This window comes from Acetobacter musti (assembly GCF_011516835.1).
In the GTDB taxonomy this organism is placed as follows: Bacteria; Pseudomonadota; Alphaproteobacteria; order Acetobacterales; family Acetobacteraceae; genus Acetobacter; species Acetobacter musti.
The window spans coordinates 58,992-82,973 of record NZ_WOTB01000005.1 but is presented as its reverse complement, the minus strand read 5'-3'; the positions used below and the strand labels follow the sequence as shown (position 1 = coordinate 82,973).

The window sequence follows — 23,982 nt, the reverse complement described above, 5'->3', positions numbered from 1 at the left end:
CGAATCCATTTCCAGTTCGAAACCACCGGCAAAACCCCCGGCAAAATCAGCCGCGAAGCCCGTGGCAAAATCCGGAAACCCGCGCAGAAGCACGGTCCCCCAGATTCTCAACGCCGCCGAGAAAATATTTTCCGCCCGCGGATTCGCAGGCGCCCGCGTCGATGACATCGCCCGGGCCTGCGATCTGCCCAAGGCCAATGTCCTTTATTATTTCGGCACAAAAGAAGACCTCTATCAGGCAACGCTCGAACGCCTGCTGACCCACTGGCTCGATGACGCCGATCACTGGCTCTCACCCGAGCACGAGCCGATGGTGGCCTTCGAAGGCTATATCCGGATCAAAATGGCGTTTTCCCGCCGCCGCCCCGAAGCCTCCCGCATTTTCGCCTACGAACTGCTCTCAGGCGGCACATTCGTGAAGGACTACCTCTCCGTCACCCTGCGCGAACACGTCGAACGCCGCGTGGAAGTCTTCCGCCACTGGCAGGAGCAGGGACTCATGACGACAGGGTTCGACCCCGTCCATTTCATGTTCCTGCTCTGGTCCATGACCCAGGCCTACGCCGACATGCAGGTCCAGCTCGTGGCCGTCCTCGGCCGGACCGGGATGAAGGAAAAAGACTTCGAAGCCGGCGTTCAGACCATTATGAAACTGGTCGCGTCCGTCTGCCTGCCTGCACGGCAAGATGTGTCAGAGCTATGTGCAGAATAAGACCGGCGAAAAAACCGATAAACCACGAGAAATTCTGCAGCGGACCCAGAAACGGCACAAAAATGGTGCTCAGACCGCACGCCACCGAAAGCAGCAGCGCCATCATCGCCACCGGATTGACCCCGTTCACATACCAGTAAGGCCCGCGCGGCGAGGCGCTGTATAACGCCTCCGGCGCCATCTGCTGTTTCCGCACGATATAATAATCACCCAGCAGAATACCGGTCAGCGGCGCAATGAACATGCCCAGCGTATCGAGCGTCAGATGAATCAGTTCAGGTCGCGCATACAGATTCCACGGCATGACGATAATCGCGCCCGCCGCCGCGATCAGCCCGCCCATGCGCCACGAAATGCGGCTGGGCGCCATGTTGGAAAAATCGAACGCCGCCGAAACAAAATTCGCCGAGATGTTGATGCCGATCGTCGCCACCACGAACGTCGCCACACCGAGAATCACCGCCAGCGAATTGTCGATCTGCGTCACCGTCTCCACCGGATCGAGAATCATGCGCCCGAAAACCGGCACAGTCAGCGCGATGGTCATCAGGCTGAGCAGCGAAAACGCCACGTAATTGAACGGCAGACCCCACATATTGCCCCGCCGGATATCGGCCATACTCTTCCCGTAGCGGGCGAAATCGCCAAAATTCAGAGCGATCGGAGAGAAAAAGGCGACCACCAGCGCCGTCGCATTCACAATCAGCGCCACCCGATGCCCCATGCCCGGCGGCGCGATGTGGAAAACATCAAGACTCAGCTGCCAGTGCGCCCGCGAGAGCAGCCAGACATCCAGCAGAACCATCATCACGTAAATGACCGGCCCCGCCCAGTCGATGAAGTGACGGATCGCCTCCATCCCGCGCCAGAACACCAGCGTCTGAAGCGCCCAGACCAGCAGAAACGCCCCCCAGCCAAGCAGCGACAGCCCCAGAAACCCGTGCAGCGCGACATTCGCCCACGGCGCCAGCCCCGGCCAGAAACGCATAAGAAGCAGAATGACGGCGTTCGAGGCCAGCCACGTCTGAATGCCATACCAGCCGACCGCGATCACCCCGCGCACCACAGCCGGAACCACCGCGCCATGCACGCCAAACGCCATCCGGGCAATGACCGGAAAAGGCGCCCCGGACCGGAAACTCGGCGCGGCGATCAGATTACAGACAAGCCAGACAACGAGAATCCCGAGAATGAACGCAATAAACACATCGCCCGGAGGCAGACCCATGGTAAACAGGCTGCCGGCCGTCACATAACCGGCCACGCTGTGAATGTCGGACATCCAGAGAGACAGATAATCCCGCCACCGCCAGTGCCGTGCCGTGACAGGCGCCAGGTCCTCGTTGATGAGACGACTGTCCGCATGAACGCCACTGGTTGCCGTCATATAATCTTCCCCGAAACCTGTTCCCCGTCCGGAACATTATATTGACCGAAAAGTCAGAATAACAATACGCTGCCGGGATGGGGCGGCAGCGGGCCGCGTGACATGCACTGATACGAGGAGAAAACGGTGCTTCTTATCAAGGGCGGAACAGTTGTCACAGCGGAACAGTCACACAGAGCCGACGTGCTCTGCGACGATGCAGGCCACATTGCCCGCGTCGCGCCGGATATAGAAGCCCCCGCCGGCTGTGAGGTGACCGACGCCACCGGACTCCTCGTCATGCCCGGCGGAATCGATCCGCACACACATATGGAAATGCCCTTCATGGGCACCGTCGCCAGCGACGATTTTTACACCGGAACCGCCGCTGGCCTCGCCGGCGGCACCACGACCATCATCGATTTCGTCATTCCCGAACAGGGCGGATCACTGCTCGACGCCTGGAAGGAATGGCGCGTAAAAGCAGAAAAAGCCGCCGGAGATTACAGCTTCCACGTCGCCGTCACCCACTGGGACGACAAGGTGCACGCCGATATGGAAACGCTGGTCCGGGACTGCGGCGTCAACTCGTTCAAACACTTCATGGCCTATAAAAACGCCCTGATGGTGGACGACGAAACCTTCATGCACTCCATGCGCCGCGCCGCCGGACTCGGAGCCCTCTCCACCGTCCACGCCGAAAACGGAGACGCCGTTTACTACCTCCAGCGCGCCCTGACGGAAGCCGGCCAGACCGGCCCCGACGCCCACCCGCGCTCCCGTCCCGCAACCGTCGAGGGCGAGGCCGCCCAGCGCGCCATCGGACTGGCCTCCCTGCTCGACGCGCCGCTCTACATCGTCCACGTCTCCACCGAAGAAGCCACCCGCGCCATCGCGGAAGCCCGCCTGCGCGGCCAGACCGTTTACGGCGAAGTCCTGCCGCAGCATCTCGTCATCGACGAAAGCGTCTATCTGGACAAAGACTGGCTGAACGCCGCGCGCCACGTCATGAGCCCGCCCTTCCGCGAACGCCACCACCAGAAAGCGCTCTGGGGCGGCCTCACCTCCGGCCAGCTCCAGACAACGGCGACCGACCATTGCTGCTTCTGCCGCGAGCAGAAGGAAAACGGCCGCCAGGACTTCACGAAAATCCCGAACGGAACCCCAGGCATCGAGGACCGCATGAGCGTCCTCTGGCATTACGGCGTCAGAACCGGAAAGCTGACCCCCGAGAATTTCGTCGCCATCACCTCCGCCAACACCGCGCGGATCTTCAACATCCACCCGCGAAAAGGCACCGTCACCGAAGGCGCCGACGCCGACCTCGTGCTGTGGGACCCGGACGCGACGCGCACGGTCTCCGCCAGAACCCACCACCAGAACGTCGATTACAATATCTATGAAGGACTCGAACTGACCGGCCTCGCCCGCAAAACCATCAGCCAGGGCCGCATCGTCTGGGATGACGGAGACCTCCGCGCCACACGAGGCGCCGGCCGCTACATCGAACGCCCCGCCTTCCCGAAGCCACTGCGCGCCCCCGTGGTCTGACACCCCCGGACAGCGGCGCGAAAATATCCGCCGGGAAACATCCGGCGGACATACCGCACCAGCAGGCAGGGAACCCCGGCATACACACAGCGCCGCCCGGCGCATGGCCCGACAGCACACAGGGCGGCAGGATGCCGGGCCACGGCGTGAGCACACAGGTTCGGTTGACGTAACGGTCCGGCCGAGACACAGGGCATTACAGGACGCAGGGCTCCGGTAACGCACGGGACTGCCAGACGCATGGCCGTGTCGGATATACAGGGATTTGCCTGCGCATGATCCGGCAGATACCCGGACACAACAGACACAGCAGGGCCGGCAGACGTCCGGCGGGACACGAATACAACAGACGCACGGACCCGGCGCAGACAGACGTCAGACGGATGCACAGTCACAGCAGGCAAGCACACGCGGCCAGCAGAGAAACATCCGGCAGATAACACGGACACAGCAGACGTAAGGGACCGGCAGACAGAGACAAATGTCCGGCCAGGAACTCAGGTCCGGCAGACACGCGGGGCCGGCAGACACACAGGCCCACCAGACAGACAGCCCCGGCAGACGCCAGGCACACCAGACGAGGAGGAACAGAACGATGCCGGAAACGCCACAGGACGAGACATATCTCCGCCTCGCTTTCGCCGCCGCCCGCCAGGCCCGGGAGAACGGCGACCACCCCTTCGGCGCCGTCCTCGTCGACGCGGACGGCACCGTCCTGATGGAGCAGGGCAACGGCTACAGCTCGGAAGGCGGCGACATGACCGCCCACGCCGAACGCGTCCTGTCCAGCCGTGCCAGCCGTGAATACGGCGTCGCCCGGCTGCGGTCCTGCACACTCTACAGCTCAGCCGAACCCTGCGCCATGTGCGCCGGCGCCATCTACTGGGCCGGTATCGGACGCGTCGTTTACGGCCAGTCGGAAGCCCATCTCCGGACCATCACCGGAAACCACGCCGAAAATCCAACCCTCGATCTCCCCTGCCGCGACGTGTTCGCCTCAGGCCAGCTCCCGGTGGAGGTCATCGGACCAATGCTGGAAGAAGAAGCCGCGGAACTGCAACGAGCCTTCTGGGCCGCCCGGCCAGAGTAACCCGCCAAAAGTAACAGGTCCGGTCTCAGCCTCTGGCGACTTCCGGCTTCCATACTCTGACACACAGCGCCGCCCGCACGATGTCACAGCCCGGATCGTGACCAGAAGCTCCACACCTCAGCTCGTCCGGTCCGGCCCATGCTCCCGGACCCAGTTGCTCCACAGCAGATGCAGCGCCGCCATCGCCGCCGGCCCCACAAACAGCCCGAGCAGCCCCCAGGTCTCCGCCCCTCCGAGAATGCCCAGCAGCACCCACAGAAACGGAAGCTGCGTGCTGCCGCCAATCAGGCTCGGCCGGACAAGATGGTCCGCAACAAAAATCACCACGGCGCCCGTCACCAGCACACTGATGGCAATAAACGTGCCGGCGCCGCCGATCAGAAGCAGAACGGAGGCCAGCGCAACCGGAATCATCGCGCAGAACGGAATCATCGCCGCAATCGCCGTCGCCACACCCAGCAGCGCGGAATGCGGCGCGCCGGCGACAAGATAGACAAGACCCATCACAAAGCCTTCCCCCACCCCGACCAGCACCAGACCGGCAACCGTGCCATGGATGGAAGCCACAATCTGCTGGCCGATCACCTCGCCCCGCCGCCCGAAAGCCCGGCGCGAGGCCAGCGTGCACTGCCGCGTGATCGCATCGCCGTCCTTGTAGAGAAAGAACAGCGTCAGGATCGAAAAGAAAAACAGCGTCGCGCGATGGACAAGCTGCGACCCCACCGTCCGCGTCATCGCAAGACTGCGGCTGTCCACGGAACTGAGCAGCTCATTCGCCGCTCCCGGATCGGACAGATTGTTCTGCCACCAGGTCGCAACGGTCTTGCTGCCCGCCGGCAGCTCACGCACCCAGGACGGAATCGGAATCCCGGTATGCCGCGCATGGTGCATCAGCAGAAGCACGCTCTGTGCCTCGTTGGCCGCCTGCACACCCGCCAGAATCATCGGAACCAGAAAGATCAGCGCCATCGCCGCCGTGCAAAGCAGAGGCAGCAGAACACCCTTGCGGGCAAGTCCGGGCCAGCGTTTCTCAGTCTTCTTATAAAGCGGCCGGGTCGCCACGGCAAAAACACAGCCCCAGGCCAGAGCCGTCAGAAACCCGTGGATCGTGTAAATCGCAACCGCCACAATCACGGCGACAAGAAATTCACGCGCTTTCCACTGCGCCCGTCCGGTCACCGTCCGCTGCGTCTCGGCTTCGCCTTCCGGACCATAAGGCGTGAGAGGTGCAGCAGGACGCAGCCTGTCACTTTTCCCGTCATGCGGAGGCGGTCCGGCGTGCGACATCAGGCGTCCTGTTCCCCTGCAAGCCTCTTCATCCTGTCCGAAAAAAGCGCCCGCCCCGATGAAGATGCCCGCGGAGAAAGGGGAGACGCCATGCGTTCATACGCGGCGGCACCATAAACCAGTTTCCCCCGGTCAGCGAACAGACAGGCGAACCGGCGGACGACCATAACGGCAGACACCGGCGCCACCACACCCGCGCAGACGACAGAACGCCCTCCGCCGCCGTCACCCCCGGAAACCGGACAGTCTCTCACCACGCCACCGTCATCAGACAGCCACGCCAAATACGGGTCCGTCCACCGGCCACACGTTAACCGCGTGTCTCCCGCGCCACTTCCGCCCGTGTTTCGCCGGCCTGTTTTTCTCCGACCTGTGTTTCTCTGGCCCGCTCCTCCGCCCAGATCGCAAACGCATGGATCAGCGCCGCCTCGTCCAGCGATTTAAACCGCCCCGAGGCCCCGCCATGTCCCGCCTCCATGTTGATCCGCAGCAGCAGCGGATTATCGGACGTCGAATACTCCCGCAGCTTCGCAATCCATTTCGCCGGCTCCCAGTAGGTCACACGGGGGTCCGTCAGTCCGCCAATCGCGAAAATCGCCGGATAATCCTTCGCCTCAATCCGGTCATAAGGCGAATACCCCGCAATCCGGTCGTAAGCCGTCGTGTCCGTCAGCGGATTGCCCCATTCCGGCCATTCCGGCGGCGTCAGCGGCAGCGTGTCATCCGACATCGTGTTGAGCACGTCCACAAACGGCACCACCGCAACGATCCCGGCAAACAGATCGGGACGCAGATTGGCGATCGCCCCCATCAGCATCCCGCCAGCCGACCGCCCGTCCGCCACAATCCGCCCGGCACCCGTGTAACCCTGATCAATCAGATGCTCCGCACAGGCGATGAAATCGGTAAAGGTGTTCGTCTTGGTCTCCCCGCGTCCGCCCAGAAACCAGTTCCATCCTTTCTCCGATCCGCCCCGCACATGTGCGATCGCATAAACCCAGCCCCGGTCGACGAGGCTCAGATTCCGCGTGGAAAAAATCGGATCGATCGAAATCCCGTAAGACCCGTACCCATACAGCAGCAGCGGCGCCGGCTCGCCCTCCGGCGTGTCGACATGCGACAGCAGCGTGATGGGCACCATCTCCCCGTCCGGCGCCCGCGCCAGCAGCCGCCGCGTGCGATACTTCGCCGGATCGTGCCCCGACGGCACATCCTGCTCCTTCAGCAGTTCCCGCGTCCGCCGCGCCATGTCGTAGGCGTACCACTGCCGCGGCGTCGTCGGCGACTGATAGGAATACCGGAGCTCATCCGTGGCGAATTCATAAGCGCCGTCGAGAGAAAGCGCATACGCCTCCTCATCCGTCGCCAGCTGATGCCGCACGCCGGCCCGGTCCTCAATCTCGATCACCGTGTTCGCGTTGACCCGTTCCGTCCACACCAGATGATCGGCAAAGCAGATACAGCCGGTCACATAATGCCCCGGCCGGTGCGGCACATGATCCTTCCACGCGGCGCGATCCCCGAGCGCGTCGTCCATCACGACCATCAGTCTGAAATCGGTCGCTCCGTCCGCGTTGGTCCGCACCACAAACCGGTCATCCCAGTGAGACAGGTCATACATCAGCCCCTTCTCACGCGGCGCGACACAGACAGGCGCCGCTGTCGGATCGCCCCCCGGAATCACCCAGCATTCCGATGTGTCATGATCGTTCGTGCTGATGACAATCCATTTGCCCGACCGGCTCGCGCTCACGCCGGTAAAGAACCCCGGATCAGGCTCGGCATAAACCAGCACATCCTCTGCCGGCATATCCCCACTGCCCGACAGAGCCCGGCGGAAAATCTTCACCGGCCGACCGTTCTCATCCCGATACGTCCAGAAAATATGCTGTGAATCCGGCGAGAAAGTGAAATCTCCCGAACAGTTCCCGATTTCAACGGGAAGAATTTCCCCCGTCGTCAGATCCCGCACCCGGATCGTATAAATCTCCGATCCCTGCGTGTCCTCAGCCCAGGCGAACAGACGATGGTCCGGACTGTGTGTCGCAGACCGCGCCGCATAGTAAGACAGATCCTTCGCCCGCTCATCCGCATTGAGCAGCGTTTCCGGCTCGTCCGGATGCCCCTCCCGGAACCGCACATAATGCGGATACTGCCCGCCGGTCTCATACCGCACGCCATAATGCCAGTCGCCATGTGGCAGGGCAGGGAAGGACTCATCCTCCTTCATCCGCCCCTTCATCTCAGCGACAATCTCCGCCTGCAGCGCCGCCGTCGGCGCCAGAACCGCCCCGGAATACGCGTTCTCGGCCCGCAGATAATCGGCAATATCCTCACGCAGCAGCGCGGGATCGCGCAGAACCGCCTGCCAGTTATCGTCCTTCATCCACGCATAATCATCCGTGCGCACACGCCCGAGCTGCTCGATACGGCGTGTTTCCTTATGGGGAACGGGTGGTGTGGGAATACCGGACATGAAGGCCTTTCCGAGAGACCAGGGGGAAGGGGAAAAAGCTTCGGCTCTGCATCCTGGCTGACTGATACAGACCGGTGTCCAGAGGCCACCGGCCTCTGGCGTGTTTCAGGGCGAAGCCCTGAGAGGTCAGACTCAGCCCTCGTTCTTCAGGGCTTTCTCTTCTTCCTGATACGTTCCAAACGGCACTTCCCGCTTGTCATCCAGCTCGTTCATGCTGCCGCCCGGATTGCCCAGATTCTCCTGAATCCGCGCATCCTCGATCGGCTCTCCGTCCGGACCCAGCGGCACCGGCGGCTCAACCGGAATTTCGCCCGCGTCAGGATTGATCTCCATCCCGATCAGATCGGTCGCCTGCTCCATATAGCCCTCCGGCCCGCAGGTCGGTTTGCCATCCGCAATCCACATCTCTTTCGCCTTAGCGCGGATTTTCGCATCACGCTGCGGGGAGTCCTCAAGCGGATTATCCATAACACTCTGTCCTTTCGCTCAGCCTGACGGCTCGTCCTGTGAACGGACGACCCGTCCGGTCGTTCCGCTCATCCTACCATACAGCGACAGCTTCACCCCATACTCAGGGAGCAGGGTTGGAATGAACCTGATGAATCGCGTTGATCTTCTTCTCCAGCTCCGGCGTGATCACAACATCCACCGAACCGAGAATCACCCGAAGCTGCTCCACGCTCGTCGCGCCGATAATGTTCGACGTCACGAACGACCGTGACGTAACAAACGCCAGCGCCAGCTGCACCGGATCGAGCCCTTCCTCCCGCGCCAGCGCATGATACGCCCGGATCGCCTCATCGACACCCGGTTTCTGATAACGCTGACCACGATCGAACAGCGTCGTGCGCGCACCCGGCGGACGCGCCCCGTCCAGATATTTGCCCGTCAGATATCCCTGCGCGAGCGGCGAATACGCCAGCAGCCCCACCTTTTCGCGCAGCGCGATCTCCGCCAGCCCGATCTCGAACGTCCGGTTGATCAGATTGTAAGCATTCTGAATCGACGCCACCCGAGGCAGCCCGTTTTTCGAGGCCGCGACGCACTGCATCACCCCCCAGGCCGTCTCGTTCGACAGCCCGACATGGCGGATTTTCCCTTCCGTCACCAGATCGCCAAGCACGCCCAGCGTCTCTTCCAGAGGAACCGCATCATCCTTCGGCACGCCCTGAAACGTTGTCCCGTTCGACCCGAACAGATTCACCTGCCGGTCCGGCCAGTGCAGCTGATAGAGATCGATATAATCCGTGCCGAGCCGCCGCAGTGATCCTTCCACCGCATAGCGGATCTGGCGCGGAGTCAGACGCGCTTCCTCCCCGTCCGGCCGGAACCAGGGCATTGCGGTCCGCCCGACCACCTTGCTCGCGATCAGCAGCTTCTCGCGCCCGCCGCGCGCCTTCAGCCAGCTTCCGATAATCTTTTCCGTCGATCCCGCCGTCTCCGCCCGCGGCGGGATCGAATACAGTTCGGCCGTGTCAATGAAGTTGATGCCATGCTCCACAGCCATATCCAGCTGCGCATGACCTTCCGCTTCCGTGTTCTGCTGACCAAATGTCATGGTCCCAAGGCAGATCTCACTGACCATCAGGCCGGTACGGCCAAGTTCACGTTGCTTCATAAAGAGTGTTCACCCGTTGCAGAGAGGACCGTAACGGCGATTGTTACGCCCGTTCCTCCGAAGCGCAAGCTCACGAGACTTTGCCCCGCACCCCGGCAGAAGGTGCGGCCTCCTGCACCTCATTTTACTAAACAAACCGGGATCAAAGGGTCTGCGCCTCTTTGCGGGTTTCAGGGCAGAGCCCCGAGCCGAAAGAAAACACCCTCTTCACAATAGTGACGATTTTTCCATCACGTGTTGAATGTTTTTGGAAATCCCTGTTTAACCTCCACAGAGTTTACTCTCTGGTTCTCCTGACCGCTCCGGACGAAACCATACCCATGCCCATCCAGCATTCCGCAACCCTCACGCCGCGCAAACGTGGTCGCCCCGCCAAAGGGTCGCCGCTCACGCGTGACGCCGTGCTGGGCGCCGCCATGGAGCATTTCGCCCGCGCCGGTTTCGAGGGAACCGCCCTGCGGGACATCGCACAGGATGCCGGCGTAGACGCCGCCCTGATCTGCCATCATTTCGGCAGCAAGCTCGATCTCTGGAAAGCCGTCGTCGATGAAATCGCAGGCCGGCTCGGCACCGCCCGTCAGGCCATCCTCAGCCTGCAGGACAGCGATCAGCCCTGTGACGCCAGAGTGCGTGCCGGTCTGTCGAATTTCATCGCGGCAAACTGCAATGTTCCGGAATTTGCCAGCTTCCTCTCCGATGGCATCAGCTCGGTCGGAGAGCGCCGGGATTACATCATGCACCGGATCTGGGACCCGTATCAGGAAGCCATGCTGCCCCTGCTCAGAGAAGCGCAGACCGAAGGTTTCCTGCGTCAGGGCAACCCGGAACTGACTCTGATGATGGTCATGGGTGCCATCATGCTGCCCCTGATGATGATCCGCTCCGCCGGAACGGAAAGCCTCCAGGAACTGGCCGCCCTGAAAGTCAGACTGGTCAAAAACGTCATCCCGATGTTTCTGCACACAGCCTGATTGTTCTGATCTCAGGGCTCTGCCCTGAAACCCGCCAGAGGCCGGCGGCCTCTGGACACCGGTTTGTTTAATAAGCTGAGGTGCAGGAGGCCGCGCCTCCTGCCGGGGTGCGGGGCAGAGCCCCGCAAAAGCAGACAAACCCGGCTCTGAAAAATTCCCAGCCTTCTGCGGATCACTTTCTCAGAAACAAACCGGGATCAAAGGGACCGCGCCCCTTTGCGGGGACCGGGGCAGCGCCCCGGATGACCATCCCCTCAGACCGAAGCCGCGTCGATCTGCTTCGTCCAGAGCGGCAGATTGTAGTAGTTGGTCACGCGCGCGATCTTCCCGTCCCGCACTTCAAAAAACGCCCCGACCGGCAGCACGTATTTCTGACCCTTCGCCGGCGGCAGACCGATTTCCGTCTTCACATAAGCCCCGTGCACGGCAAACTCAGCCGCCGCACGCGTGCCGTCAGGCGTGGTCATGATAACCAGTCCTTTTGACTCTTCCTTGTAATGCCCTTCCATTTTGGAAAGGAATGTCCGGAATTTGTCACGACCGACCTCCTGGCCACCCTGATTGATGTCATGCACGACATCGTCAGCAAGCAGCGCCAGAACCGCCTCGTTGTCCTCACGATTGAAGGCGTCATAATACGCCCGGATGATCTTCTGTGTTTCTTCAGCAGACATGGATTTTTCTACCTCTCAGCCTTCGACCGTAATCACACGCGGCGCAGGAACCGATTTCGGCCAGTCACGACAGTTGCGAACCGCCCCGTTTTCCTGAACCTCAGCCAGCGTCGCCGGATCGAGCGTGGCATACACCCAGCCCCCCTGGTCCAGCTTACCCTCGGCAATCACGCCATCATCCGGGAACCCCCGATCGACCGGCCCGTAAACCCCGGCGCAGCCATGATTCTCGTCCAGCGTCGCCAGCCACGGCGCATCGCCAACCGTCGGCGAGACCGCGACGAAACACTGGTTCTCCAGCGCCCGCGCCTCAGCCGAAATCTTCACGCGATTGAAGCCGTGCATGGAATCCGTGCAGGTCGGAACCAGAATCAGCCATGCCCCGGCTTCGATCTGAGCCCGCCCCAGCATCGGAAATTCGGAATCGTAGCAGATCGACGTGCCGATCTTCCCCCACGGCGTTTCAAAAACACCCGGCGGATTGCCGGCTTTCACGCCCCAGGACTCCGTCTCGAAACGGGTCATGACATGCTTGTCCTGAAAAGCGATCTTCCCGTCAGGCGCAATCAGCGGCGCACGGTTGCGCACACCGGATGCCTCCGGGCGGGGCAGGGTGCCTGGCATCAGCCAGACCTTATGCTTCACCGCCGCATCGCGCATGATCGCCAGGATCGCGTCGCTCTGCGCACAGACCGCTTCCAGCTCGGCGTTCGGATCAGGCCTGTCCGTCAGCGCGCCCGCCACTTCCATGCAGGAATACTCAGGCATCAGCAGCAGATCGGCATTCGGCGCCGCCTCGGCAACCAGCGCATCGAGATGCTTCGCGTAATCCTCAACCGTCTCACAACGGGCTACCGGCCACGCAAGAACACCCAGGCGAAGAGTCTTGTTCATCAGACGGTCTCTCCGTTCAGCAGCACAGCCGGAACCGGCCTGCCGCGCAGGGATTTAATGAAAAAATCGAGCAGATGCGGCGTCTCGCCCTCATCGCCGGGTTCCTTCCAGTCAATGGAGCAGGTCACGCCCGGCAGCGGATGATAACCCCGCTTCGCCCAGAATGCATGCAGAGTCGTCGCCCCTTCCGGCTTCGACGGATGCACCTCCGGACGACGCACCGAGCAGAAGGTCGCAAAATCCGAGCTGCTGGTCTCCAGAGCATGCTTCTCCCGCTCCTGGAAGAACCGCACACCCAGCCCGTGCCCGCGATACTCCTTCTGAAGAACGGATTCCCCGAAATAGAAGAAATCGCTGACCGGAAGACCACGTTTCTCGAACGGCTCGCGAATGGCGTCCATCTCGTCCGCCATCGGCAGACAGGTCGATGCCCCGATCACCTTTTCCCCGTCACGCGCCAGAATGACCGCCGCACCGGCGCTTTTCACGTAGAGCTGAAGATATTTCTCTTCATAAGCCACATCGCCGTCATAGAGATAAGGCCATTCACGAAACACCGTGATCCGCAGACGGGCAAGATCCGGCAGAAACGGCTCGATCGCCGTTCCCGTCATGGTTTCAACAGTAATGGACATCAGTTTTTCCCTTTAAGGACGGACTGCAGCGTCTCGCCCAGAAGCGCAGGGCTGGAAGAGATGTGAACCCCGGCCGAACGCAGCGCGTCGATCTTGGCCGCCGCCGTGTCGTCACCACCGGAAATCACCGCACCCGCATGACCCATCCGGCGCCCCGGAGGCGCCGTCTGCCCGGCAACAAATCCGACAACCGGCTTGGAAGAACGCGCCTGTTTCAGAAACTCCGCCGCATCCAGCTCAGAGCGGCCGCCAATCTCACCGATCATGATGATGGAATCCGTGTCCGGATCGGCCAGGAACATCTCAAGCACGTCGATAAAATCAAGACCTTTCACCGGGTCGCCGCCGATGCCGACACTCGTGCTCTGCCCGAGCCCCAGCGCCGTCGTCTGCGCCACCGCCTCATAGGTCAGCGTGCCCGAGCGGGAAACAATCCCGACATGCCCGCGCCGGTGCGCCGGTCCCGGCATGATCCCGATCTTGCACTCGTCCGGCGTGATCACACCCGGACAGTTCGGCCCGACCAGCCTGCTGGCCGACCCGTCAAGCGCGTAGCGCACCCGCACCATGTCGAGCACCGGAATGCCCTCCGTGATGCACACGATCAGCGGCATCTCCGCTGCAATCGCCTCAAGAATGGCATCCGCCGCCCCCGCAGGCGGCACATAGATGACCGAGGCATCTGCGCCCGTCGCGTCACGGGCCTCACAGACCGTGTCGAAAACCGGCAGATCGAGATGCGTCGTCCCGCCTTTGCCCGGCGTGACGCCACCAACCATCTTCGTCCCGTAAGCCAGCGCCTGCTGCGCATGGAACGTTCCCTGCGCGCCGGTAAAACCCTGCGTCAGAACTTTCGTGTCGCGACCGATCAGAATCGACATCAGGATTTCCTTCCCTCGCGGACAGCCGCAACAATCTTCCGCGCAGCGTCTCCGAGATCGTTCGCCACCAGAACCGGCAGACCGGAGTCCTTCAGTTTCGTCAGACCTTCCTCAACATTCGTGCCGGCCAGACGCACCACCAGCGGCACCTTCAGCCCGACCTCATGCGACGCGCTGATCACCGCATCCGCGATCACATCGCAGCGCATGATACCGCCGAAAATATTGACGAGCACACCTTCAACTTTCGGATCGGCCAGCAGAATGCGGAACGCCGCCGCGACCTTCTCGCGGGACGCCCCGCCGCCCACATCCAGGAAGTTCGCCGGCTGCTCGCCCTCGGCGTTGATGATGTCCATCGTCGCCATCGCCAGACCGGCGCCATTGACCATGCAGCCGATCGTGCCATCCAGCCCGATATAGGACAGACCGAACCGGGCCGCTTCCTGCTCGCGCGGATCTTCCTCGTTCTCATCACGAAGATCCTCAAGATCGCGATGACGGAAGAACGCATTCTCGTCAAAGCTCATCTTCGCGTCGAGCGCCAGAAGATCACCCTCTTTCGTGACCACCAGCGGATTGATCTCGACCAGCGACGCGTCATACGTCGTGAACGTGTCGTAAGCCGCCCGCAGCACCTGAATGAACTGACGGATCTGCTTGCCGCGCAGATCAAGCCGCACCGCCAGATCCCGCGCCTGCCACTCCTGAAACCCCATGCCAGGATCAACAGATGCCGTCAGAACACGCTCCGGCGTCTTCTCAGCGACTTCCTCGATATCCATGCCCCCGTCCTGCGAGGCCACAATCGTCAGACGCCGCTTTTCGCGATCCACCAGCAGCGACAGATACAGCTCCCGTCCGATCTGACAGCCCGCCTCGACATAAAGCTTGCGGACCAGACGCCCCTCCGGACCCGTCTGCTTCGTGACCAGCACCCGGTCGATCATCTCACAGGCAAAAGTCTCGACTTCACCCGCAGACCGCGCCAGACGCACACCACCCGTCGCCGGCTCACCGACATATTTTCCGGCGCCACGGCCGCCGGCATGGATCTGTGCCTTGACGACAAAAACATCGCCGGGCAGCGTCCGCGCAATATCCTTCGCTTCAGCAGCGGAATGAGCCACATGCCCCTGAGGCACCGGCATCCCGCAGGACTTCAGCAGCGTCTTTGCCTGATACTCGTGAATATTCATCAACAGTTCCTGAAATCTGCTGCTCAGGCCGCAGCAATGTCGGCAACGACGGCGTTCGTGACCTTCTGCGCATCGGCAGGAGACAGCTTCACGACCAGCCCGCGATCACCGGCGTTGACATAAATATAGGGCCGGTCCATCGCCTGACTGGCGATCACAACCGGCACAGGCGTCACCGATCCGAACGGACTGGTGCCGCCCGACTGATACCCGGTCAGGTTATGCGCCTTCTCCGGATTCATCATCTTAGCGTTGCGGCCTTCAAAAAGCGCCGCCACCGCCTTGAGATTCACTTTCTGATCGACCGGAACAACGACACAGACAGGCGTCTTTTTATCGACCTCGACAATCAGCGTCTTGAGCACATTCCCCGTGTCTTCCCCGATCGAGGACGCCGCCTGCATCCCGATCAGACCGCCACCCGGCGCATACTCGTAAGTATGAACCGAAAACGGAACGTTCTGCTCTGTCAGGAATTTCGTAGCACTGGTTTCTGTCGTCACGATCCCTTGCTCCGGGCAGATTTTCCACACATCATCACTGATATGTCAGATTATAAAATCAATGACCGTTGAATAGTTGGAGCGGACCTGCGCCGTCAATAGTCCGCATCCCTGAACCTGCGGCGATAATCAGGATCGGATCGCGTCATAAACATAATGCGCAACCCCCGCGCATTTCTGATGCTCCGGAGCCGGTCAGGCGGAAGGCCAGTAACGATACCCCAGGGTGTGGTACATCGTTATTGTCGTCAGAAGCAGGAAAACCGCGACTGCCACGGTCACAGCCCTTCGCAGGGCAGGCATATATGACCACCGGCCGGTGAAAACCGGTGTTCCCGACTGATCCGGCTGAAACGCAATGACGGGGAGCAGAGGAAGCATCATGGCGAGGGGCAGAAAATATCGCCCCTGAACCCCGTCGATAAAAGACTCCCCCACGCGGGTCCAGCTCAGAAATAATGCGACGTAAATGCCAGTGAAAGCAGCGAGAAGGGCGGCAGAAGCCGCGAAAACACGCAAAGCCCGCATCCGCCACTCCGTCAGCACCGGCGTCTGTTGCGACGCAGAGCGGGAGAGGGCGAGCAGCCACAGCGGAATAACAGACAGGGTCGCGGCAAGATATCCATACGCCAGTTCGCGAAAAACTGCGGGAACGGGCGTATCCAGCCACCCGAGGACCCCTATGAACTGATGCAGATTGTCCCGTCCGCCGAGAGGCAGCGTATGAAAGAAAAGCCCGCAGAACTGCAAAGGATGATGCACAAGAAACCGGGCCTGCAGCGCCACGGAGCCACCGGCCTGCTGCGGCGTCGTCGTCATGGCTGGCTTCAGCCCGCCGATAAACCAGAGCAGAAACACGCTGACGGCGATCAGGGACAGTATCGCCGGACGCAGGGAAAACAGATGTTTTCGCAGCAGAAAAGGCAGCAACACCAGGGTGATATAAGGACTTTTCGCAGCGATGACACAACCGAGAGCGCTCCCCGTCAGGGCAACCAGCCGCCACGGCCAGCGCCCGGGAGGGTATTCAGACAATCGCAGCAGTCCGGCGCAGGCCAGTGCGGAAAGAGCGATAATCACGCCATCCTGAGAGCATGTCGTCGCCAGGTGAATTGTCATCGGCAGAGACAGAACGATCACGAGAAAAGGCGCTGCGATGCCGCCGGCAGCTTTTTCCGCCAGTCTTACAGCAGCCATGCCGAGCAGAACGCAGAGAATCAGATTGCCGGCTCTGGACAGGTAGAAAGTGCTCAGCATCCCCGATCCGGCAGCGCGGGCAGCGGCAATGCCGAGCGCCGAACCGAAATAAGAGGTTGGCGGGTAGAGCGCCGTATTCGGAAGATTCTCGAAAACGACCGACGAGTCATGCTTTAAAGCAAAAGCCTGTTCGATCATCTGCGGTGAAACTTTGAGGTCCGGTGCGAATTTCAGAGGATCGAATATCTGGCTTAGCCGGGGGACGGAGGCAGGCAGATAAGCGCCCGCCTCCGTGTCGCCGCGCCGGACAGCGGTCAGTCTTCCATGGGATATCTGCAGAGCACGGAAATAATGATTCGGTTCATCCGGAGCCTGAAACGGAGGCGTCAGAAGAATGCATAAAGGACCGGTCACCAGCATGAACAGGCCATAAAGCCGGCTGAGAGAACAGTTTGTAAAAACCCTTGCGAGAGCATAGGAAAAAAACCGCACACCAGAAAAAACAGCGGATTTTTTTTCTCTGATGCGGCTCATCGGCGTCCTGTAAGGTAAACTTTGCCTTCTTCCTCGTCTTCACTGAAGCAGAAGGCGGCCGCTCCTGATCAGAAGCGGCCTTCTGACCGGCAGAAACAATCCGGACTCAGCCGAAACCTGTCCGGTAAACGGATCTGAGCATATGTGCGAAGAAAGCCCTGGCGGATCACTGAGATCTCAGATCAGCCCGGATTCCGCATCCTGATGACTTACCGGCACACCCGCCGCGTATTGTCCGACGCAATATAAGTCTGCGTCGCCGGGTCGAAACACGCGTTCTGCGTGCAGGCATTGCCGCTCGAAAGCGGCTGCGGATACATCGCCGCCCCCATCGCATTCGCCTCGCGCGCCGCCGTGCCACAGAGCGGCGTATTTGCCGGCGCGGACGGATCGTTCACCAGCTGCACGTTCTCCGGCGGCGGCGTCTCGGTCACCGTGCCCGGCGGAAATTCCTGCGGCGGAATGCGCGCCGGCGGAACGGACGCCGTCGCCTCCGGCGTCTTCTCAGCGCAGCCCGTCAGCCCAACGGACCCAACCATCGCCGCCAGCAGAACAGCACGCGACATCAGGCGAAAAGACCAGCGCCGCCCGGCGGAACCCGCTTCTGTCACGCCGGCGCCAGAGGCCGGATTGCGGTCCGGAGAGTAAGCCATGAACACAGTCCCGTCAGAGCATGTAACAGATACGCGGCCCGCAGAGGAACGGCCAGAGACGCACCAGAAGACGCCGCCGGAAAACCAGCCAGACCCGCGGCGAAACGCCCGGCCCGACTGTCTCCGGCCACACACCGCCTGATCGGATCAGGCGTGACCGACAGCTTCCGTCTGCGCGAACTCATTGCGGCGCGCCTGCCACAGAGCCACGAAATCGATCGGCTGCAGCACCACAGGCGGGAAGCCGCCATCACGGGTCACATCGCCAAGAATGTTCCGCGCATAAGGGAAGATCAGACGCGGCACTTCCACCAGCAGCAGCGGCTCAACCAGCTCCGGCGGCGGGTTGTTCAGAGACACGACGGCGGCATAGGTCAGCTCGGCGATAAAGACCTTGCGGCCGGCCGGACCACCCTCGGTCGCCGGGGCCTCGCTGGCCTCCGTTTTGATCGTCAGCGCAACCTCGAACACGGACTGGTCGTTCTGAAGACGGTTCGCCTGCACGTCGATATTGACCGAAATCTGCGGCGCGGCCTGCAGGGCCGTGAAAATCTCCGGGCCGGCCGGCACCTCGAAGGACAGATCCTTCGTGTACTGCAGATTGATGGCGAGCGGCAGGGCAGGGGGGACGCCCTGCGCACCCGTCTGGCTGGAATCGGACATGTAGCTTTGGTTCCTGTGTCTGTTTGGGCGCGTTTCAGCTACCGCGCGGTAGCATGATAGCCGGAGTTCGCCAACAGCGCATCCGTGACCACCCCGGCCCCGGCCACCCCATCGCACCGGCCCGCGAAGCACAGCCCGGCCAGCCATCCGCAGGATTTCCGACCCCAGCGATCCACAGAACTCACCCCCGGCCGCTCATCCGCCCCGGACCCGGCAACCCGCCCGGCTCAGACCGCAGGCAGCGGCTTCGTCGGATCGATGCGCCGCCAGCTGCCATTCTCCATGCTGGCCGCCGTCAGTGCGATCAGAAACCCCCAGTGACTGACCACCAGCGTCTTCCGCCAGACCGGGCTCGCGCTCATCTCGGTCCGGAAAATCGCCGCCCGCTCCTCCACTTCCTCCGGCGTCTCGATGCCGGTGGTCCACCACGTCTCCGCCAGCCCCGAAAAATCCAGCTCCGGCCAGGCCAGCGCCAGCCGCGCCGGCGGCGAACCCACATCGCAGGAGAACGCCGCCCGCTCGCGGATCAGCGGATGCACCACCGGCTTCACCCCCAGCGCCTGCGCGAGCGGCGCCGCCGTCTGCAGCGTCCGGGTGAACGGAGAGACGATGATGCGGTCGATCTTCTCCCCCGCCAGCGCCGGCACCAGAGCCTCAGCCTGCCGGTGGCCATGCTCCGATAAAGGCGGATCCGGAATGCCGGGGTCCCGGCGGGTCGCGGTGAAAAGCCGGTTAAATTCGCTTTCGCAGTGTCTCAGAACGATCATGATATGTCGCATATGAGCAACGGACGGATAATGTGCAATCACCAAAGTGGCCTTGCCCCGCTCTTCCTCCCGCCAGCCACAGGACAGGCGCCCGGTTCCGCAACCCGTCCTGCGCCCCGTTCTGCGCCCCGACCTGCGGATGAACGGAAGCGGATATGACGGATTTACCGCCCTTATCGGGGCACGGGTCATTGCGCGGCGCCGCCACGCCGCCTATTCTCTTAAGACGTAATCAGTACTTCATGAAGCGGGCCGGACTGTCCGGCCCTGTGTATCTCGGATCTGGGTGGCATCGCAGATGGACGGTTCCTTCGGCCGGTTTCCGGTCGACATTGTTATCTTCGCTCTGATCGCCGCGTTCCTCGCGCTGCGACTGCGCAGCGTGCTCGGCAAAAAAGTCGGCTTCCAGCCCATGCCGGTTCCCACGCCCGCGCCGAGAGAAGCCGAAGGACCGGTGATCGAAGGCCGGGCCGAGCCGCCCTCATCCCCGAAATTCGACATCCCCGCTCCCGGAACCCGCGTCGGTCAGCAACTCGCCCTGCTCGCCACGAAAGAACGCGGCTTCACCCCGCAGCAGTTCCTGACCGGCGTTGACGGCGCCTTCCGCCAGGTCGTGACCGCCTATGCCGCCGGCGACCGTAACGTCCTGCGCGAGCGTCTCACCCCCGCCGCCTTCACCGCGTTCGACGCCGCGATCACCGCCCGCGATGCCGCCAGCGAGGTGCAGAAAAGCGAAATCCGCGCCATCAACAGCATCGCCATCGAGGACGTGCGGATCGAAGACGTCGCCGCGGGCACCGCCGCCGCCATCGACGCCCGGATCGTCTCCGATCAGATCAGCATGACCCTCGGTCCGGACGGAAAGCCCGTCACCGGAACGGACGCCGTAACCGAGTTCTCCGATCTCTGGACGTTCGAGCGCCTCATCGGCGTCTCCGGCTCATCGTGGCGCCTCGCCGCGGCGCGGAGTGCGTGAAGCGGACAGCCTGCGTCGCAGATATCAGGCCTGTCGCGGAGACCGGGTCCGGGAATATCAGCGGGCCTGAGAATATCACGACGTCAGAAAATATCGCCGGACAGGCGGCCCCTCCCGCCGCCCGCGCCCGTGTCAGACGCTACCATATCGGCCGGCAGGAAATCATTCAGGGCGACTGCCTGCGCGTCCTGCGGCGGATGAAGCCGGAATCGGTGGATGTCATCGTCACATCCCCGCCGTACAATATCGGCCTCGGCTACCGCTCCTATCAGGACCGGCGATCGGAAAACGATTATCTCGACTGGATGGTCGAAATCGCGACCGCCCTGCGGCGCGTCCTGCGCCCGGACGGGTCATTTTTCCTCAATATCGCCGGAACCTCGGCCGAGCCCTGGCTGCCGTTCGAACTGGTCGTGCGGCTGCGCGCCCTCTTCGCGCTGCAGAATCATATCTCCTGGGTCAAATCGATCGCCGTCCCGGATGATTCGTTCGGCCATTTCAAGCCAGTCAACAGCGGCCGGTATCTCAATCGCAACCACGAACACCTTTTTCATCTGACTCTGAACGGCGACGTCCGTCTCGACCGTCTGGGCGCCGGCGTGCCGTTCAAGGACAAGAGCAACATCGCCCGGCGCGGTCACGCCCAGGACCGCCGCTGCCGGGGCGACACCTGGTTCGTGCCGTACGAGACCGTCCGTGACCGGGAGCAGAAATTCAATCACCCGGGAACCTTCCCCGTCCGCCTGCCGGAACTGTGCATTCAGCTCCACGGCCGCGCCGGCGCCGTGGTGCTCGACCCGTTCATGGGAACCGGAACGACGCTGCTCGCCGCTCAGAAAACCGGATCGCGCGGAATCGGAATCGAAATTGATCCTGATTATGTGACGATCGCCCGGAGCAGGCTAAAAGACGCCCCGGACGTCTGATTCCAGACAGAAACGGCGGTCGCGGGCGGTCCGCGGGAAAAAATAATAACTTTGACAGAATGACCGGATGTGCTCAGGAACGGAGCATGACATCATTGACCGGAGGATATGAGTGAAGGGCGTTATTCTGGGGATCGCGGGGGCAGGGCTTATCGTCTATGGCGGTACTGTCGCGTATCTGACACGTTTTGATCATGCGGGCGGACCGAAACTCGCAGCAGAGTCTCCGACACAGAACAATGCCGCGGCAAAAGCCGCGTTCGAGGTGATCCACGAAGCCCGGTGTGACTACTGTCATACAAAAGGCGCTGATCTTCCGTTCTATTTCCACCTGCCGGTCGCTTCGCAGCTCATGCAGCGCGATCTCGACCAGGGCCTCCGGCATTTCCGCCTGGAGCCGGTGATCGCCGCCTTCCAGAAAGGCGAGGCGCCGACCGAGGAAGAACTGTCCCGCATCGAGGAAGTCATCCGTCAGAACCGGATGCCGCCATCGATGTATCTGCTGATGCACTGGCACGCCCATCTGTCAGAAACCCAGCGCCAGACCGTGCTGAACTGGGTCAACGACGAACGCCGCAAACATTACGTGGCCAGAGACGTCGCGCCGGAATTCACCACCGAACCCGTGCAGCCGATCCCGGAAAGCTGGCCCGTCAGCGCCGACAAGGTCGCTCTCGGCCAGAAACTGTTCTTCGACAAACGCCTGTCCGGTGACGGCACCCTGAACTGCGCCAGCTGCCACGGCCTGGACAAGGGCGGCGTCGACAACCTGACAACAGCGACCGGAATCCACGGCCAGAAAGGCCCGATCAACGTGCCGACGGTCTATAATTCCGTCTACAACGTCGTGCAGTTCTGGAACGGCCGCGCGAAAACCCTCGCCGATCAGGCCGCCGGCCCGGTCATGAACCCCGTCGAAATGGGCTCGCATGACTGGAACGATGTCGCCGCGAAACTGACCGCCGACCCGGATTACGCCGCGGCATTCGAGCGCATCTATCCCGGACAGCCGGTGGGCCAGAACACGATCACCGACGCCATCGCCGAATACGAAAAAACCCTGATCACGCCCGACAGCCGCTTCGATCTGTATCTGAAAGGCGACAAAACCGCCCTCAGCGACCAGGAAAAACGCGGCTACGAGCGCTTCAAGGCCATCGGCTGCTCCGGCTGCCACAGCGGCCCGGATATGGGCGGCGGCGCCATGGAGGTCATGGGCCTTGAAGGCGATTACTTCAAAGCCCGCGGCGGTAAATTCACCGACGCCGACGACGGCCGCGAAGCCATCACCCACGACCCGCTCGATCGCTCCCGCTTCCTGATCCCGACCCTGCGCAACGTCGCCCTGACCGGCCCCTGGTTCCATGACGGCAGCGCAACAACACTGGAACAGGCCGTCCGCGAGATGGCGAAATACCAGACCCCTGACGAGAATATCTCCGATCAGGACGTCAGCGACATCACCGCGTTCCTGAAAACCCTGACCGGCAAATACAAAGGCACCCCGATCGACAAACTCGACGCGTCCGCAGAATAACCCGGCGCTTCACAGCACATCACCCGAAACCGGGCCGGCAGGCACTCCCTCCGGTCCGTTTTTTATTCCGAAAAGAACATGCCACCGCTGCCCTGTCCCCGGAAGAGACCATCACGCGAAGCTGCGCTTCACATAATGATACTTTTATTCAGGCGTTTATGTATTTCGCAAACAGGAGACAAAGCAGGGCGCAGCCTTTCACCCATTTAATTTAACAAACCGGGATCAAAGGGACTGTGTCCCTTTGTGGGGTTCGGGGCAAAGCCCTGAAAAGCTATTTCGTCTGTATTTGCAAAATATACAAACGCCTTTCTTTTTGGGGAGTGAGCAGGGCTCCGCTCTGCACCCGGAAGGGGGCGCGGATCTTTTCACCCCTTTTGACTTAGAGCGCCTTTCAAAACCCCATGTACTTTGGTGAAGGACAGGTGATGGGAGGCATGGCCAGCCCTCTTGTTTCCGATGCTCTGCGAGTAGTGATCGAACCGCTCCTGCCCGTCGTTTCTGTGCGCCCGAAAGGTGGACGCCCGCGAGTGCCCGACCGCGCGGCGCTTACCGATTCTGTTCGTTCTTCTGACAGGCATTCCGTGGGAGATTCTGCCGCGCGGGAAGGAGTGCGGCCCGGGCGTGAGCTGCTAGCGCCCTCTGCGCGACTGGCAGGAGGCCGGCGTATGGGCGAAACTGCACCGTGAGTTGCTGACGCGTCTGCACTGCGCGGGCCTGATCGACCGGAGCCGGGTCTGCATGGACAACTCGTCCATTCCTGCAAAAAAAAAGCGTTTATGTATTTTGCAAACAGGAGACAAAGCAGGGCTCTGCCCTGCACCCGGAAGGGATCGCAGATCCCTTCACCCATTTAATTTAACAGGTTGGGA

Annotated in this window: 24 protein-coding genes and 1 pseudogene; 9 read left to right on the top strand and 16 right to left on the bottom strand. The window is 61.8% G+C overall.

What is annotated here, in order from left to right; translation table 11 throughout:
* Positions 1-61: 61 nt before the first annotated feature.
* Positions 62-712 carry a TetR family transcriptional regulator C-terminal domain-containing protein gene (locus tag GOB93_RS05405; protein WP_173582584.1) on the top strand — a complete coding sequence of 217 codons (651 nt, stop codon included), beginning with the start codon at positions 62-64 and terminating at the stop codon, positions 710-712.
* Here the strand turns inward: GOB93_RS05405 and GOB93_RS05400 are convergent.
* On the bottom strand, positions 645-2,099 hold the full coding sequence (locus tag GOB93_RS05400; RefSeq protein WP_173582469.1) for an NCS1 family nucleobase:cation symporter-1: 1,455 nt from the start codon (positions 2,097-2,099) through the stop codon (positions 645-647). The genes GOB93_RS05405 and GOB93_RS05400 overlap by 68 nt on opposite strands.
* Before the next feature lie 126 nt (positions 2,100-2,225).
* On the opposite strand from GOB93_RS05400, the gene hydA reads away from it, so the two are divergent.
* Both hydA and GOB93_RS05390 read left to right on the top strand, forming a co-directional pair.
* Positions 2,226-3,629, top strand: a complete 1,404-nt coding sequence (gene hydA / locus GOB93_RS05395) for a dihydropyrimidinase (RefSeq protein WP_173582468.1) — start codon at positions 2,226-2,228, stop codon at positions 3,627-3,629.
* A 595-nt stretch (positions 3,630-4,224) separates the two neighbouring features.
* On the top strand, positions 4,225-4,719 hold the full coding sequence (locus tag GOB93_RS05390) for a nucleoside deaminase (protein ID WP_173582467.1): 495 nt from the start codon (positions 4,225-4,227) through the stop codon (positions 4,717-4,719).
* Between the two features lie 117 nt (positions 4,720-4,836).
* Here GOB93_RS05390 and GOB93_RS05385 read toward each other — a convergent pair whose 3' ends face one another.
* From GOB93_RS05385 to GOB93_RS05365, 5 genes are all read right to left on the bottom strand, one after another.
* On the bottom strand, positions 4,837-6,006 hold the full coding sequence (locus tag GOB93_RS05385; RefSeq protein ID WP_173582466.1) for an AI-2E family transporter: 1,170 nt from the start codon (positions 6,004-6,006) through the stop codon (positions 4,837-4,839).
* Positions 6,006-6,290 (bottom strand): hypothetical protein, encoded by a 285-nt coding sequence (locus GOB93_RS05380; protein WP_173582465.1) that lies wholly within the window; start codon positions 6,288-6,290, stop codon positions 6,006-6,008. The genes GOB93_RS05385 and GOB93_RS05380 overlap by 1 nt, the downstream gene beginning before the upstream one ends.
* Positions 6,291-6,316: 26 nt before the next feature.
* Complete coding sequence (locus GOB93_RS05375) at positions 6,317-8,482, bottom strand: S9 family peptidase (RefSeq protein ID WP_173582464.1); 2,166 nt, start codon at positions 8,480-8,482, stop codon at positions 6,317-6,319.
* Between the two features lie 132 nt (positions 8,483-8,614).
* Positions 8,615-8,950, bottom strand: coding sequence for a hypothetical protein (locus GOB93_RS05370; protein WP_173582463.1), 336 nt, complete (start codon positions 8,948-8,950; stop codon positions 8,615-8,617).
* A 103-nt stretch (positions 8,951-9,053) separates the two neighbouring features.
* Positions 9,054-10,100 (bottom strand): aldo/keto reductase, encoded by a 1,047-nt coding sequence (locus GOB93_RS05365; RefSeq protein WP_173582462.1) that lies wholly within the window; start codon positions 10,098-10,100, stop codon positions 9,054-9,056.
* Between the two features lie 320 nt (positions 10,101-10,420).
* On the opposite strand from GOB93_RS05365, the gene GOB93_RS05360 reads away from it, so the two are divergent.
* Positions 10,421-11,071 (top strand): TetR/AcrR family transcriptional regulator, encoded by a 651-nt coding sequence (locus GOB93_RS05360; RefSeq protein ID WP_173582461.1) that lies wholly within the window; start codon positions 10,421-10,423, stop codon positions 11,069-11,071.
* A gap of 254 nt (positions 11,072-11,325) precedes the next feature.
* Here the strand turns inward: GOB93_RS05360 and GOB93_RS05355 are convergent, their stop codons facing one another.
* The 10 genes from GOB93_RS05355 to GOB93_RS05310 form a co-directional block, all read right to left on the bottom strand.
* The gene (locus tag GOB93_RS05355; RefSeq protein ID WP_173582460.1) at positions 11,326-11,745 is read right to left on the bottom strand and encodes a ketosteroid isomerase-related protein; all 420 of its coding nucleotides are present in this window, start codon (positions 11,743-11,745) and stop codon (positions 11,326-11,328) included.
* A 15-nt stretch (positions 11,746-11,760) separates the two neighbouring features.
* Entirely contained in the window at positions 11,761-12,639 is an 879-nt protein-coding gene (locus tag GOB93_RS05350; RefSeq protein WP_173582459.1) for a carbon-nitrogen hydrolase family protein, read from the bottom strand.
* Complete coding sequence (locus GOB93_RS05345) at positions 12,639-13,274, bottom strand: GNAT family N-acetyltransferase (RefSeq protein ID WP_173582458.1); 636 nt, start codon at positions 13,272-13,274, stop codon at positions 12,639-12,641. Before GOB93_RS05345 ends, GOB93_RS05350 begins: the two co-directional genes overlap by 1 nt.
* Positions 13,274-14,155, bottom strand: a complete 882-nt coding sequence (gene sucD, locus GOB93_RS05340) for a succinate--CoA ligase subunit alpha (protein WP_173582457.1) — start codon at positions 14,153-14,155, stop codon at positions 13,274-13,276. The genes GOB93_RS05345 and sucD overlap by 1 nt, the downstream gene beginning before the upstream one ends.
* Positions 14,155-15,354: an ADP-forming succinate--CoA ligase subunit beta gene (sucC, locus tag GOB93_RS05335; RefSeq protein WP_173582456.1), complete on the bottom strand. Its 1,200-nt coding sequence runs from the start codon at positions 15,352-15,354 to the stop codon at positions 14,155-14,157. Before sucC ends, sucD begins: the two co-directional genes overlap by 1 nt.
* A gap of 23 nt (positions 15,355-15,377) precedes the next feature.
* On the bottom strand, positions 15,378-15,857 hold the full coding sequence (ybaK, locus tag GOB93_RS05330; RefSeq protein ID WP_173582455.1) for a Cys-tRNA(Pro) deacylase: 480 nt from the start codon (positions 15,855-15,857) through the stop codon (positions 15,378-15,380).
* Between the two features lie 195 nt (positions 15,858-16,052).
* The gene (locus GOB93_RS05325; RefSeq protein WP_173582454.1) at positions 16,053-17,588 is read right to left on the bottom strand and encodes a DUF2142 domain-containing protein; all 1,536 of its coding nucleotides are present in this window, start codon (positions 17,586-17,588) and stop codon (positions 16,053-16,055) included.
* A 209-nt stretch (positions 17,589-17,797) separates the two neighbouring features.
* Positions 17,798-18,154, bottom strand: a complete 357-nt coding sequence (locus GOB93_RS05320) for a hypothetical protein (RefSeq protein ID WP_173582583.1) — start codon at positions 18,152-18,154, stop codon at positions 17,798-17,800.
* A 234-nt stretch (positions 18,155-18,388) separates the two neighbouring features.
* A complete protein-coding gene (secB, locus tag GOB93_RS05315; protein WP_173582453.1) occupies positions 18,389-18,904 on the bottom strand; it encodes a protein-export chaperone SecB in 516 nt (171 codons plus the stop codon).
* Between the two features lie 227 nt (positions 18,905-19,131).
* Positions 19,132-19,671, bottom strand: a complete 540-nt coding sequence (locus GOB93_RS05310) for a histidine phosphatase family protein (RefSeq protein ID WP_173582452.1) — start codon at positions 19,669-19,671, stop codon at positions 19,132-19,134.
* Positions 19,672-19,723: 52 nt separating this feature from the next.
* Between GOB93_RS05310 and GOB93_RS05305 the strand changes: the two genes are divergently transcribed.
* The 5 genes and pseudogenes from GOB93_RS05305 to GOB93_RS21440 form a co-directional block, all read left to right on the top strand.
* Positions 19,724-19,903 carry a hypothetical protein gene (locus GOB93_RS05305; RefSeq protein ID WP_173582451.1) on the top strand — a complete coding sequence of 60 codons (180 nt, stop codon included), beginning with the start codon at positions 19,724-19,726 and terminating at the stop codon, positions 19,901-19,903.
* Between the two features lie 66 nt (positions 19,904-19,969).
* Positions 19,970-20,647, top strand: a complete 678-nt coding sequence (locus GOB93_RS05300) for a Tim44/TimA family putative adaptor protein (RefSeq protein WP_173582582.1) — start codon at positions 19,970-19,972, stop codon at positions 20,645-20,647.
* 74 nt (positions 20,648-20,721) lie between these two features.
* Positions 20,722-21,573, top strand: coding sequence for a DNA-methyltransferase (locus tag GOB93_RS05295; protein WP_173582581.1), 852 nt, complete (start codon positions 20,722-20,724; stop codon positions 21,571-21,573).
* A 112-nt stretch (positions 21,574-21,685) separates the two neighbouring features.
* A complete protein-coding gene (locus GOB93_RS05290) occupies positions 21,686-23,110 on the top strand; it encodes a cytochrome c peroxidase (protein WP_173582450.1) in 1,425 nt (474 codons plus the stop codon).
* 437 nt (positions 23,111-23,547) lie between these two features.
* Positions 23,548-23,884, top strand: a pseudogene (locus GOB93_RS21440) (transposase); the annotation flags it as partial.
* Positions 23,885-23,982 lie beyond the last annotated feature (98 nt).